This is a genomic window from Kitasatospora phosalacinea (assembly GCF_000716545.1).
Classification (GTDB): Bacteria; Actinomycetota; Actinomycetes; order Streptomycetales; family Streptomycetaceae; genus Kitasatospora; species Kitasatospora phosalacinea.
This window is the reverse complement of the sequence record NZ_JNWZ01000001.1, coordinates 182848-195711: the sequence shown is the minus strand read 5'-3', so window position 1 is coordinate 195711 and position 12864 is coordinate 182848. Positions and strand designations below refer to the sequence as shown.

Here is a 12864-nt window from a genome sequence, read left to right as displayed (position 1 = left end):
GATGTCCAAGGAGCGCCGCAGTTCGGCGAGTTGGCCGAGGACGCGCTGTTCGTGGGCGCGCAGCAGGGCGAGGCGGCCGGGCTCGGTGCCGGCGCCGGCGGATGAGCGGGTAGCGGGTCGGCCCCGGTGCCGGAGGACCGGCGGCCCGCCCGGGCGCGGACGCGCTCCCCGGCGCTACCGGGCCTCCCCCGACGGCGCGGCCCGGTCCGGCAGCCGGCCCTGCAGGGTGCGGGACAACTCGGCGATGCAGTCCGCGAGTTGGCGGTCGCTCAGCTGCGCCGGGTCGCCGCCGCAGCCGGTGGCGGGGGCGGCCGGGACGGTGGGCGTCGCGGTGGGCCGCGGGTCGGGGGAGGTCTGCGGTTGGCCGCCCGGCGGGGTGATCGGGCCGCGCAGGGAGACCAGGTTGGGGGTGACGGTGGCGTCCCCCGAGAGGTCGATGTAGTCCTGGGTCTGGCCGTTGAAGTCGACGAAGCCGCGCCACCTGTCGTGCCCGAACGGGATGATCTCCTGGAGCGCGCCGTTCTCGCCGACGCTGATGGTGATCGAGGTCTGCTGGGCCATGTAGGAGACCATCCGGCTGGCCAGCACGTCCAGGTTGACGGCGGGCGCGTCGTCGGCGCGGACGTACACGTGCAGGTCGTTGAGGCCGTCGCCGACCCGGTCGGCCTGCAGGACGGCGAAGGCGACCACCAGTTGGGAGGAGCTCTCCCGGGGCACCAGCGGCGTCACGTAGTACAGGTGGCCGTCGGCCTTGGAGCGGAGCAGGAACTCGCCCGGGTTGGTGGCGTTGGCGGCGGCCGAGGTGTGGTCGTAGCCGAAGTTCCGGTCGTCCTTGGCGCCGCGCCCGCCGAGCCACTGCACCTCGTGGATCTGGGAGCGGACCACCGAGGCCGGGTAGACCGCGCCGGGCAGGTCGCCGGGGGCCGCGGTGGGCCGGTAGGCGATGTCGGGGCGGCCGTCGGCGGAGCCCTTGAGCACCAGGACGCCGGCCGGGGCGAGGACGGTGCGCTGCTTCCAACCGGTCTGCCTGGCCACCGAGATGACGACGACGGGCTGCGCGGTGCGGACGTCGGGGCCGTCGCAGTAGCCCCAGACGTCCTGGTCGCTGTAGACCAGACCGGGGTAGCGCTCGGCGAGCAGGTTGCGCAGGCTGACCGCGCCGGTGCCGTCGAACGCCCGCCCGAAGGCGTGGTCGCCGTGGAAACCGCAGGAGGCCACCGCGTTGGAGCTGCCGTCCCAGACCGCGACGCCCTCCATCGGCTGCTCGCCGGAGCCGTCCAGCACGGCCGTCCAGGAGCCGGCGCCGTCGGCGGCGCCGGGCAGGTAGTGCAGGCTGTGGCCGAGCAGGTGGACGCCGGAGGTGAGGCCGGCGCTGTCGGTGAGCGCCTTGGCGGCGGCGGCGTACGAGGCGGTGCGGGCCTCGAAGTCGAAGTCCGGCATCGGGGCGGTCTTGACGCAGGCGGGGACGTCCGAGGTGCCGACCAGGTCGCAGCGCTGCCCGTCGCCGGGGCGGCCGTGCTCGGTGACGGGCAGCACCGAGCGCGGGGTGGCCGCGCCGCCGGCCGGAACGTCCAGCACGGTGGAGCGGGCGTAGAACCGGCCCGCGTCCTTGTCGTCGTCCCACAGGCCGGCGCCGGCCCGCAGCAGCGAGCCGAGCACGGCCAGCACCACCAGGGCCGTCGCCAGCCGCGCCCGCCAGCGGCCGTGCCCCGTCCCGGACTCCTCCGCGACGTACCGGACCGCGACGGTGCTGACCGCGAAGCCGACCGCCACGCAGATCCAGAACAGCGGCGCGGCGTCCAGCGGGCCGCCGCGCGGGAAGAACTGGCGCTCGATCAGCAGCCGGTAGCTCTGGTCCTGCTGGCCGAAGCCGCCGAACACGACGTGCTTGACGAACCACACCAGGAAGGCCAGCAGCGGCAGCCACAGCCACCAGACGGCCAGCCCCAGCAGTGCGTTCCGCCACACTCCGCGGACCCGTGTGCGCGCCATCCCCGTTCCCCTCCCCCGGCCCGCTCCCGCAGGCCCCCGGCCGTGTCCTTCCCGCCGCGCCCGCCCGGCAAGCCTCACGGGCCCCCGGGACGGGCGGCGGGGAACGTCGGGCGGGAGCGTGCCGTGACGGGCCGTCAGCCGGACGCGGCGGCCTCCCGCAGGGTGCGGGACAGCTCGCCGCGCAACCGGGCGAACTCGGGGGTGCCGCGCAGCGCGGCCGGGTCGGTGGCGGCGTCCCGGGGCAGGTCGCCGGGCACCCCGCGGACGGCGGCGGCGGTGGCGGCGGCGACCGGCGGCAGGGCGGCGATCAGCAGCAGCCAGACCTTGGGCGACTCGTCGATGCCGAACCAGATCACCAGCAGGCTCAGGTAGGCCGGCGGCGGCAGGGTGCGCAGCGCCGTCCAGCGCAGCGCCTCGGCGAGGCGCTGCCGGGGGCCCGCGGCCGGGCTCGTCGCGCTCACGCCGCGTCCCGTTCGGCGAGCAGGGCGCGCACCCGGGGGACGACCTCCTCGCCGACCCGGTACGCCTCCTCCAGGTGCGGGTAGCCGGAGAGGACGAACTCGTCGATGCCCAGGGCCCGGTACTCGGCGAGCCGGGCGGCGACCTCGTCGTGCGAGCCGACCAGGGCGGTGCCGGCGCCCTCCCGGACCAGGCCGATGCCGGCCCACAGGTTGGGGGCGACCAGCAGGTCGCGGGCGGTGGCGGTGCCGCCGCCGTGCAGGGCGGTCATCCGGGCCTGGCCGGTGGAGTCCATGGCGGCGAACCGGTCCTGGCTGGCGCGGACGGCCGCCGGGTCGATGCCGGACAGGATCCGGTCGGCCTCGGCCCAGGCCTGCTCGGCGGTGTCCCGGCTGATCACGTGCAGCCGCAGCCCGTAGCGCAGGGTGCGGCCCAGTCCGGCGGCGATCGCGCGCAGCCGGGTGATGCGTTCGGCGATCGCCGCCGGCGGTTCGCCCCACAGCAGTTGGACGTCGGCGCGGCGGGCGGCGACCTGTTCGGCGGCGGGCGAGGCGCCGCCGAAGTACAGCGGGACGGGGTGCTCGACGGCGGGGTCGACGAGCCGGGCGTCCGTCAGGTGCAGGTGCTCGCCGTGCCGGTCGACGCGCTTGCCGTCCAGCAGGTCGCGCAGCGCGGCCATCACCTCGTCGGTGCGGGCGTAGCGCTCGTCGTGGGCCAGGTGGTCGCCGTAGGCCCGCTGTTCGGCCGGGTCGCCGCCGGTGACCACGTTCAGCCGGAGCCGGCCGCCGGCCAACCGGCGGAAGGAGTCGGCCTGTTGGGCGAGCAGGGTGGGGCTGGCGAAGCCGGCCCGGAAGGCGACCAGGAAGCCGATCCGGCCGGTGTGCTGGGTGAGCGCGGTGGCCAGGATCCACGGGTCGACGCAGCCGAGGCCGACGGGCGCGAGCAGCGCGGTGAACCCGGCCTGCTCGGCGGCCCGGGCGACCTGCGCCAGGTAGCCGACGTCGGCGGGCCGGCGGGTCGCGGCGCCGGTGCGGCCCTGCACGGCGGTGACGCCGCCGGGGTCGCGGCCGTCGCCGCCGGTGGGCAGGAACCAGTGGAACACGGGGGTGCCGGCAGACACGGGGGTCCTCTTCTCCGGAGGTGGCCAGGGCAGCGGGCGGAGCCCGTCCGCGACGGGGGGCGCACCGGCGGCACCGCACGCGGACGGACGGGCGGGCGGGTGTGCGGACGAGGGAGCGCGGACGCGGGAGCGCGGTGGTGTACGGGCGGGGCCGGGGGGTCGCGGCGCTCAGGCGCGGCGACAGGCAGCGGAACACACCCTGAGCAGGTCGATGTGACCCCGGGTGGTGAGGAATACGCGCTGCGACATGCGCCGGAAGCTACCACGTTCCGGTCGGCCGGGGTCAGGGAAGGTCCGCATGGTGGTCACGGTGTCCACCTGGTGTCGGGTTCGCCGACGCGCTCGTTCCCACGCGCGTTCCGGCACGGCCCCGGTGACGTTCGGTCAGATCTCCGGTGGACCGCGCTCACCGGAGACGGACATTTCGCTCAACCACTTGACCGCGCCCCGTACGTCGCTATCGTCTCCCTCAGTAGTATCCGGTCTAGACCTATGGCCGTCTCCCGACCTGTCGTACCGGTCGTACCGAGGAAGTACCGCCCGTGTCCGCCCCACCGCGCCACGGCGGCCTCCGACGTACCCCGGCGGCCCCGGGCGGACCTGAACCCCCACATCAGGAAGGCACCCCACATGCAGACCAAGAGAAAGGTGACCGCCGTCGTCGGCGCGCTGGTCGCCCCGCTGCTCGGCATGACCATGACCGCGGGCACCGCCAGTGCCCACGGCTGGGTCACCAACCCGGCGAGCCGTCAGGACCAGTGCGCCAACAACGTGGTCAGCTGCGGCCAGATCAAGTACGAGCCGCAGAGCGTCGAGGGCCCGAAGGGCCTGACCAGCTGCTCCGGCGGCCACGCCGAGTACGCCGAGCTGGACAACGACAACCTGGGCTGGAAGGTCACCAACGTGTCCTCCGTCCAGACCTTCACCTGGCACTTCACCGCCCGGCACTCCACCTCGAACTGGCAGTACTACATCGGCAGCAAGCTGATCGCCACGTTCCCGGGCAACAACGCCCAGCCGCCGGCCGACCTCAGCCAGACCGTCAACTTCGGCAGCTTCACCGGCCGCCAGAAGGTCCTCGCGGTGTGGAACGTCTCGGACACCGCGAACGCGTTCTACTCCTGCATCGACGTCAACATCGGCGGCACCGGCGGGACCACGGGCGGCACGACCGGTGGCACGACCGGCGGGACCACGGGCGGCACGACCGGTGGCACGACCGGCGGGACCACGGGTGGCACCACCGGCGGCACCGGCGGCACCGGTACCTGCACCGCTACCCCCTGGAGCTCGACCGCGACCTACAACAGCGGCACCACCGTCTCCTACGGCGGCCACAACTGGCGTTCCAAGTGGTGGACCCAAGGCGAGCAGCCCGGCTCCACCGGCCAGTGGGGCGTCTGGGACGACCTCGGCGCCTGCTGACGAGCCACCAGGCACCCCGCGACCCGGCTGACCGGCCGACGGTCCCCTGTGGGGGAGGGCCGTCCGGCCCGGCCACCGGAACGCACCGGGCCCCCGACCACCGCCACCGGCCCCGCCCGACGGCGGTGGCCGGGGGCTCCCGCGTTCCCGGCCGCCGGACGGGTCGCCGACCGTCAGTCGGTGCCTTCGACGATGCGGAAGTCGCGCTCGACGCCGTCGGAGAGCACGGCCAGCGCCTCCTGGTAGGCGGCGCTCTCGCGGGCCGCGACGGCCTGTTCGAAGCTGTCGAACTCGACCAGGATGGTGCGCTCGGCGATTCCGGCGTCGTGCACGGCCACCCGACCGCCACGGACGAGGACCCGGCCGCCACCGGCCCGGACGGCCGGACCGGCCAGCCTGTCGTAGGCGGCCAGCTTCTCGGGGTCCGAAACGGTGCGGTAGACGCTGACCCAGTAGCCCTTCGGCACGGGACCCCCCGGTGTTCGCAAGAGCACGTCCGGCTTCGGACGTGCGATTCGGATCGATCGTACCCAGCCGCGGGACGCCGGGGGCGGCTCGGAGAACACTCCGGCGCCCGTGCCTCCCCGTCGTCGCCGTCGCCGGTGGCCGCCGCGCCGCCGCGCCACCGCGCCGCCGCCCGGACCACCCGGCTCACGCCCCGCGCGGCAGCGCGTCCAGGAAGGCCCGGGCCGGGGCGTCCAGCGTCGGGGGGAAGAGCACCTCGCGGCGGTGGGCCAACCTGGGCGCGCGGACGGGCAGGGCGGTCGCGCCGGTGCTCTCGGCCAGCGGCCGGGGCAGTACCGCCAGACCGTGGCCGGCCGCGCAGAGGGTGAGCAGGGCGGCCGGGTCGTGGCCCTCGTACTCCGCGACGGTCGGGAAGGCGCCGCCGGCCACCGCCCGCAGGTCGGTGAGCGGGGCGGCGACGGCGGGCGCGTCCAGCCAGTTCGCGTCGGAGAGTTCGCCCAGGTCGACGGCGGTGCGGCGGCGCAGCGGGTGCCCGGCCGGGCCGAGCACCGCGCAGGGCTGCTCGCCCAGCCCGGCCTGCCGGACCGGGCCGAGGTCGCCGAGCGCCAGCGGCCCGCCGGGGGCCGCGTACCCGTCGGTGACGCCGATCGCGCAGCCGCCCGCGGCGACTTCGGCGGCCACCGCCCGCCGGGACAGCACCCGGACCCTGATCCGCACCCTCGGGTCGGCCCCGCGCACTCGGGCGAGGGCCCGGGCGACGGCCGGGTCCATGCCCAACGGGGAGAGCGCGACCAGGAGTTCGGGCCGCTCGGGCAGGGAGAGCCGGCGCACGTCGGCCCGCGCCGCGTCCATCCGTTCCAGCAGCAGCCGGGCGTGCTCGACCATGCGCTCCCCGGCGGCGGTCGGCGCGACCGGCCGCCGGTGCAGCAGCGGGGCACCCAACTCGCCCTCCAGCGCGGCGATCTGCTGCGAGACCGCGGACTGGGTGTAGCCGAGTTCCAGGGCGGCGGCCGAGAACGAGCCGAGCCTGGCCACCGTGACGAGCGTCTTGAGCAGGTGCGAGTCCACGCCCCCAGTGTGCGCGCATCCCCGGAGGGGGCGATCAGGGGCGCTGATGGGCCAGCAGGAACACGCGTTGGACCGGCCGGGCGGGGCGCCGACAGGATGGCCGGTCATGGAGACCGGAGAGAGCACCACCCGCACCGTCCGCGTCGCCCTGGTGGGCGACCGTTCCCCGCACGTCCCGGCGCACCGGCGGGGGCCGCGGATGCTGGCCGCGCTGCTGGAGGCGGGCGGACCCGCCGTCGAGCCGTACTGGGTGGGGACGGCGGAGGTGGACGCCGAGGAGTTGGCGGAGTTCGACGGGGTGTGGCTGGTGCCGGGCAGCCCGTACCGGAGCGAGGCCGGGGCGGTGACGGCGGCCCGGACCGCCCGGGAGCGGGGGCTGCCGTTCCTGGGGACGTGCGGCGGGTTCCAGCACGCGGTGCTGGAGTTCGCCCGGCACGCGTGCGGCATCGCCGGAGCGGCGCACGCCGAACAGCAGCCCGGGGCGGACGAGTTGGTGATCGTCCCGCTGTCCTGCTCGCTGTACCGGCAGGAGGGCGGGATCCGGCTGGTGCCCGGTTCGGCCGCGCACCGGCTGCTGGGCGCGGAGCGGGCCACCGCCCGCTACAACTGCGGCTACACGCTGGCCCCCGGGTACCTGGAGGCGCTGCGGGCGCACGGGATGCGGTTCACCGGGCACGACCTGGACGGTGAGGTCCGGGTCGCCGAACTGCCGTCCCACCCCTTCTGGTTGGCGACGCTGTTCCAGCCCGAGCTGTCCCCCGGGCACGAGGGCCCGCACCCGTTCGTCCGGGCCTTCGCCCGGGCGGCCGCCCGCCACGCCGCCGCCCGCCACGCCGGAACCCGACTCGCCGGAGCCGGCCGGGCGGAGGTCTGACGGGACGGGCGGGAGCCCGACGGACGCAGGCCCCGCCGCGCGCTCTCAGCCCCGCAGCCGGGCCAGCAGCGAACTCCACCACCCGCGCCGCTGCGGGGGCACCGCGGGCGGCGCGGACGGCGGCGGGGGCGACGGCGCGAACGACGCGACCGGCAGCGCGGCGGACGTCCGCACCTGAGCGGGCGCCCCGGACCGCGGGCCGGGCACGGTCGGCCTCGACGGCCCGGACGACACGGACGGCCCGGACGACACGGACGGCACCGAGGGCGCGGCGGGCACCGACGGCGCGGCCGCCGCCGTGGCCGACTGCTGCGGGTGGAGCTCGGAGCGCGGGGTGAAGCGGACCGGCAGCTCGGTCAGGTGCCGCGACATCCAGTTCCCGCGCCACACCAACTCGTGCTCTTCAACCGCGAGTTGGATGTCCGGCAGCCTGGTCAGCAGGATGTCGATGCCGGACTCGGCGATCGCCCGGCCGATCTCCTGCCCGGGGCACTCGTGCGGGCCGCTGCCGAACGCCAGGTGCGAGCGGTTGCCGAACAGCGGGGTGTCCAGGTCGGGCCGGACCACCGGGTCGGCGTTGCCCGCCGCGACGCCGAGCAGCAGCATGTCGCCGGCCTTGATCGCGCGTCCGCCCAGCTCGGTGTCGCCGGTCGCCCAGCGGCCCGGCACCAGCATGAACGGCGGCGAGTCCCACAGGACTTGGTCGAGCGCGTCCGGCAGCGTCATCTGGCCGCCGGACAGGTGGGCGCGGAACCGGCTGTCGGTGAGGACCATCTTCAGCGTCTCGGAGATCAGGTTGATGGTGGTCTCGTTGGCGGCGAGCAGCACCGAGCGCAGGTGCTCCAGCACCTCCTCGTCGTTCAGCCCGGAGGGGTGCTGCAGCAGCCAGGTCACCAGGTCCTGCCCGGGTTCGCTGCGCTTGCGCTCCACGGTGCGGCGCAGCGACTCGACCACGTACTCGTTGCTGGCGACGGCCGTCTCGGTGCCCTTGACCAGGTCGCGGGCGGCCTCGACCAGCCGCGGGCCGTACTCCTCGGGCATGCCGAGGAGCTGGGTCATCACCAGCATCGGCAGGTGCTCGGCGAACTGGGAGACCAGGTCGGCCCGGCCGGTGTCGCCGAACTCGGCGATCAGCTGGTCGGAGAACCGGGTGACGAAGCGTCGCATGCCGCGCCGGTCGAAGCGGTCCAGGCCGTCGGTGACGGCGGTGCGCAGCCGGCGGTGCTCCTCGCCGTCGACGAAGGAGCAGGTCGGCTGCCAGGCGATCACCGGCAGCACCGGCGAGTCGGGGGCGACCCGGCCCTGCCGGAACTCGGTCCAGCGGCGCGAGTCCCGGGAGAACCTGGACGGGGTGCGCATCGCGGTCAGGTTGGCCGAGTAGCCGAGCACCAGCCAGGCGGGCAGGTCGCCGTGCAGCAGCACGGGGGCCACCTCGCCGTGCTCGGCGCGCAGCTTCTCGTAGAAGCCGGCCGGGTCGGCCTCGGCCTCGGGGCCGAACAGCCGCAGCAGTTCGCCGCCCTGCGGCCCGCCGCCGGTGCGGTGGGCGGGGCAGCCGGGCGGCGGGACGGTCCCGCCCCGGTACGCGTGCTCTTCGTACGTCACGGGTGACTCCGTTGGCGAAGGGGTGGATTGACGGTGCGTCAGCCGACCGGCTGGGCGGCCGCGGCGGGCTGGGCGGCGAGGTCGTACAGGTAGCGCATCAGGGCCATCAGCACGTCCCGGCTGGACTCCCGGGAGCGGGCGTCGCAGTGCACGATCGGCACGTGGTGCGGCAGGTCGAGCGCGGCGCGCAGTTCCTCGACGGGGTAGCGGGGCGACTCGGGGAAGGCGTTGAGCGCGACCACGAACGGCACGCCCCGGTCCTCCAGCCGGCCCAGCACGTCGAAGGAGACCTCCAGGCGGCGGGTGTCGACCAGCACGACCGCGCCGAGCGCGCCCTCGAACAGGCCGTTCCACAGGAACCAGAAGCGCTCCTGGCCGGGCGTGCCGAAGACGTACAGCACCAGTTCGTCGCTGATGGTGATCCGGCCGAAGTCCATCGCGACGGTGGTGGAGTTCTTGCGCTCCACCCCGGCCAGGTCGTCGATGCCGACGCCGGCCTCGGTCATGGTCTCCTCGGTGGTCAGCGGGCGGATCTCGCTGACCGCGCCGACCAGGGTGGTCTTGCCGACCCCGAAGCCGCCGACGACGACGACCTTGACGGCGGTGGCCACGGTCGCCGGGAGCAGCTCGGCCTCGCGCGGCCCGCGCGGCTCAGAGCCGTTGAAGTCCATGGATCACTGCCTCCAGCAGGGAAAGGTCGGGAAGGGCGGCCGGCGGGACGGGGGCGCGGACCTCGATCCGGCGTTCGGCGAGCAGGTCCGCCAGCAGGACGGTCACCAGGCTGTTCGGCAGCCGCAGGTAGGCGGAGATCTCGGCGACCGACAGCGGGGAGCCGCAGATCCGCAGGATCGCGGCGTGCTCGGGCTGCATGGTGGGCTCGGGCCGGGCGCGGGCGACGACCAGCGTGACCAGGTCGAACCCGGCGGTGGCGGACTTGCGGTCGCGCCCCCCGCTGATCACGTACAGCCGCTCCGGGTTGGCGTTCGCCCAGTCCTGGTTGCTCATCCCCGCACCTCGGTGTGGCCGGCGGCCGGTCGGCGCGCCGGCGGTGTTCCGGTCGCCCCGGCGGCCGCTGCCGTCGGAACCGCCCGGGTCGTTCCGGTCTCTCCCGCGGCCTCTCCCGCGGTCGCTGCCGCCCGGGCACTGCCGGTCGCCGTGGCGCGCCCGGGGCGGACGGGCGTGCCCGCGCGGCCGGCGGGTAACGCGGCCCGGCGGTCGGCCCGGTCGGCGGCGGGGCGGATCACGCGATCTGCTCGCTGCCGCGGACGGGGGTGGTCAGGTGCTCGCCGATCCGGGCGACCAGGTCGCGCATCCGCTGGCCGACCAGTCCGGCGTCCACGCCCTCGTCGGCGAGGACGGCCAGGTAGGCCCGGGAGCCGGCCGCCATCAGGTAGAAGAACCCGCCGCCGACCTCGATCACCACCAGCCGCATCCGCCCGTCGCCGTGCGGGAACTCGTGGCCGACCGCGTTGGCCAGGCTCTGCAGTCCGGCGCAGGCGGCGGCCAGCCGGTCCGCGGTGTCGGGGTCGGTGCCGTGCTGGGCCAGCCGCAGGCCGTCGGCCGACAGGACGATGACGTGCCGGATGCACGGGACCGTCTCAGCGAGGTCCCTGAGCATCCAGTCCATGTTGGTCCGTTGCTGAATCACTTGTCGCCTTTCCCTGCTGCTTCGTCACTGGCGTGGCCGGGGCCGCCCTGCCCGGCGGACGGCGCGGTGCCGTTGACGCCGTTGGTGAAGGCGGCCAGCCACAGGCCGGGTTGGACCGGCTCGGGGGCGGGTGTCTGCGGCACCGGGGCGGCCTGCGCCACCGGGGCCGGGGCCGGCTCCGGAGCCGGCTGAGGGGTGCGGGGGGCGGCCGCGCCGAAGCGGGACGGGGCGGCGTGGCGGCGGCGCTGGGGCAGGCCGTTCGCGGTGCGCTCCAGGACCACGGGCGGCTCGTCCTCGTACGGGACGGCGGCGAGCCCGGGCCCGACGGGTGCGGGGGCGTGGTTGGGCACGGCGCGCGGGAAGGCCGAGGCGGCCGCGAAGCCCCCGGCGGGGGTGTGCGTCGCGGTGGCGGGGTGGGGGCGCGGCGGGGTGTCCGCGAAGCCGCCGGCGCCGCTCGGGTACGCCTCGCTGTCGGGCTGCCCGGGGTGCGAGGGGAAGGCCAGCGGGGTGGTGGTGGCGATCCGGCCGATGCCGTGGGCGCGGCTGGGAGCGGGCGCGGTGGTGATGTACACGTCGGGGACGATCAGCACGGCGCGCACGCCGCCGTACGCGGAGGGGCGCAGCGAGACCTGGAACCCGTAGGCGCGGGCGAGCCGGCCGACCACGGCGAGGCCGAGCCGGGGGGTCTCGCCGAGGCCGTTGAGGTCGATGCCGGACTCGGCCTCGGCGAGCATCCGCTCGGCCCGGGCGCGGCCCTCCTCGCCGAGGCTGAGGCCGCCGTCCTCGATCTCGATGGCGATGCCGGTCTGCACCTCGACGGCGGTGAGGTGGACGCTGGTCTGCGGCGGCGAGTAGCGGGTGGCGTTGTCGAGGAGTTCGGCGAGCGCGTGGATCAGCGGTTCGACGGCGGGGCCGACGACGGCGACCTCGGAGACCGGGTGGAGTTCGACCCGGCGGAAGTCGAGGATCCGGGACATGCCGCCGCGCAGCACGCTGTACAGCGGGACGGGGTTGTTCCACTGGCGGCCGGGGCGGGCGCCGCCGAGCACCGCGATGGAGTCGGCGAGGCGGCCGATCAGGGCGTTGCCGTGGTCGATGACCAGCAGGTCGTCGAAGACGGCGGGGTCGTCGCCGTGCCGGTCCTCCATCTTGCGCAGGTCGATGGCCTGGCGGTGGACGATGGCCTGGACGCGGCGGGCGATGTTGACGAAGGCGCGCTGCGCGGACTCGCGCATCGCCTCCTCGTTGTCGACGGCGTCCAGGACGGCGCGCAGCACGGCGTGGCGGAAGTCGTGGAACTCGTCGCCGGCGTTGTTGACGTGCTGCCGCTCGTAGGAGCGGAGCACGTCGGTGATGAACTCGCCGCCCTGCATCCGGGCGACGGCCTGCGGGAGGTCGTTCCTGGCGAGTTCGAGCATGCCGGCCTGCTGCCGGGCCAGGCGGTGGCGGTGCTCGGCGTCCTGCCGGGCGGCCTCCTCGCGGGTCCACTCCAGTGCGCGGCCCCGGCGCACCGCCTCGAATCCCGCCGCCGCCACGGCCGCGGCGCCCACCAGGCCGCACCAGATGATCCCCGAGGTCGCCGTGCCCGGGCCCCCGGCGGCGGCGAGGCCGACGGCCGCGCCGATCACCACCGCGGGCAGCAGGCCGACGAGCACGGCCGCGGGTAGCCGCCCTCCTGAAGACGATCCGTCTGGTGACGATCCGGCTCGAAGCATCAGCATCCTCATACGCTCGGGGGGACGGGTGGCGGGCGGGGCCGGGCGGTGCGGCGGCCCGGGGCGCGAAGCAGCATAGCCGGTGCGCGAGGCATATGACGGTCCGTCAGTGTTCTTTTCCCCCAGGAGAGTTGTCCTGGTAGAGGGCTCGCGCGAGGCCCGGCGGAGCGGAGCGAACCGCCCCGCGCCCGACTCATAGGCTTGTCTCACCACGCGCCCCCGCAGTAGCCCCGAGCGCCCGATTCACCCGGACGAGCGGCAGTTCCGGCAAACCTCCGACCGTCCACGACCGATGGTGCTAGAGCCGCGTCGGCGGCTTCCCCGGCAGCCCGCTCCACCCTCCGGCGGGTCGCCCCCTTCCGAGCCCCACGACCGGATCCGGCGACCGCCCGTTCGACCTCCGCCGCCCCAAGCCCGACGGCGCCCCCGGCAAGGGCAACTCCATGGGGCCCGCCCCCCTGGGGCCGATGGCCGTCCTCACCAGCCCGATCACCCT

The 12864-nt window shown here is 75.5% G+C and carries 11 protein-coding genes and 1 pseudogene; 2 read left to right on the top strand and 10 right to left on the bottom strand.

Annotated features, from left to right (window positions below):
• Positions 1-174: 174 nt before the first annotated feature.
• The 3 genes and pseudogenes from OO48_RS00925 to OO48_RS00915 all read right to left on the bottom strand — a co-directional run bounded on the left by OO48_RS00925 (position 175) and on the right by OO48_RS00915 (position 3571).
• The gene (locus tag OO48_RS00925) at positions 175-1992 is read right to left on the bottom strand and encodes a hypothetical protein (RefSeq protein ID WP_157845359.1); all 1818 of its coding nucleotides are present in this window, start codon (positions 1990-1992) and stop codon (positions 175-177) included.
• Positions 1993-2126: 134 nt separating this feature from the next.
• Positions 2127-2387, bottom strand: a pseudogene (locus OO48_RS41110) (ABC transporter ATP-binding protein); the annotation flags it as partial.
• A gap of 62 nt (positions 2388-2449) precedes the next feature.
• Positions 2450-3571, bottom strand: coding sequence for an LLM class flavin-dependent oxidoreductase (locus OO48_RS00915; RefSeq protein ID WP_033211742.1), 1122 nt, complete (start codon positions 3569-3571; stop codon positions 2450-2452).
• A 630-nt stretch (positions 3572-4201) separates the two neighbouring features.
• Between OO48_RS00915 and OO48_RS00910 the strand changes: the two genes are divergently transcribed.
• Positions 4202-4996, top strand: a complete 795-nt coding sequence (locus tag OO48_RS00910; protein ID WP_033211741.1) for a lytic polysaccharide monooxygenase — start codon at positions 4202-4204, stop codon at positions 4994-4996.
• 173 nt (positions 4997-5169) lie between these two features.
• Here the strand turns inward: OO48_RS00910 and OO48_RS00905 are convergent, their stop codons facing one another.
• Positions 5170-5463, bottom strand: coding sequence for a DUF1330 domain-containing protein (locus OO48_RS00905; protein ID WP_033211740.1), 294 nt, complete (start codon positions 5461-5463; stop codon positions 5170-5172).
• Positions 5464-5647: 184 nt separating this feature from the next.
• Positions 5648-6529, bottom strand: a complete 882-nt coding sequence (locus OO48_RS00900; protein WP_033211739.1) for a LysR family transcriptional regulator — start codon at positions 6527-6529, stop codon at positions 5648-5650.
• A gap of 106 nt (positions 6530-6635) precedes the next feature.
• Here OO48_RS00900 and OO48_RS00895 point away from each other — a divergent pair, with 106 nt between their 5' ends.
• The gene (locus OO48_RS00895; RefSeq protein ID WP_033211738.1) at positions 6636-7403 is read left to right on the top strand and encodes a CTP synthase C-terminal region-related (seleno)protein; all 768 of its coding nucleotides are present in this window, start codon (positions 6636-6638) and stop codon (positions 7401-7403) included.
• 45 nt (positions 7404-7448) lie between these two features.
• Here OO48_RS00895 and OO48_RS00890 read toward each other — a convergent pair whose 3' ends face one another.
• From OO48_RS00890 to OO48_RS00870, 5 genes are all read right to left on the bottom strand, one after another.
• Complete coding sequence (locus OO48_RS00890; protein ID WP_033211736.1) at positions 7449-9005, bottom strand: cytochrome P450; 1557 nt, start codon at positions 9003-9005, stop codon at positions 7449-7451.
• A gap of 38 nt (positions 9006-9043) precedes the next feature.
• On the bottom strand, positions 9044-9676 hold the full coding sequence (locus OO48_RS00885; protein WP_033211734.1) for a GTP-binding protein: 633 nt from the start codon (positions 9674-9676) through the stop codon (positions 9044-9046).
• A complete protein-coding gene (locus OO48_RS00880) occupies positions 9657-10010 on the bottom strand; it encodes a DUF742 domain-containing protein (protein ID WP_033211732.1) in 354 nt (117 codons plus the stop codon). Before OO48_RS00880 ends, OO48_RS00885 begins: the two co-directional genes overlap by 20 nt.
• A 235-nt stretch (positions 10011-10245) precedes the next feature.
• Complete coding sequence (locus tag OO48_RS00875) at positions 10246-10653, bottom strand: roadblock/LC7 domain-containing protein (RefSeq protein ID WP_081951833.1); 408 nt, start codon at positions 10651-10653, stop codon at positions 10246-10248.
• Complete coding sequence (locus OO48_RS00870; RefSeq protein ID WP_425338500.1) at positions 10650-12374, bottom strand: sensor histidine kinase; 1725 nt, start codon at positions 12372-12374, stop codon at positions 10650-10652. The genes OO48_RS00875 and OO48_RS00870 overlap by 4 nt, the downstream gene beginning before the upstream one ends.
• Positions 12375-12864 lie beyond the last annotated feature (490 nt).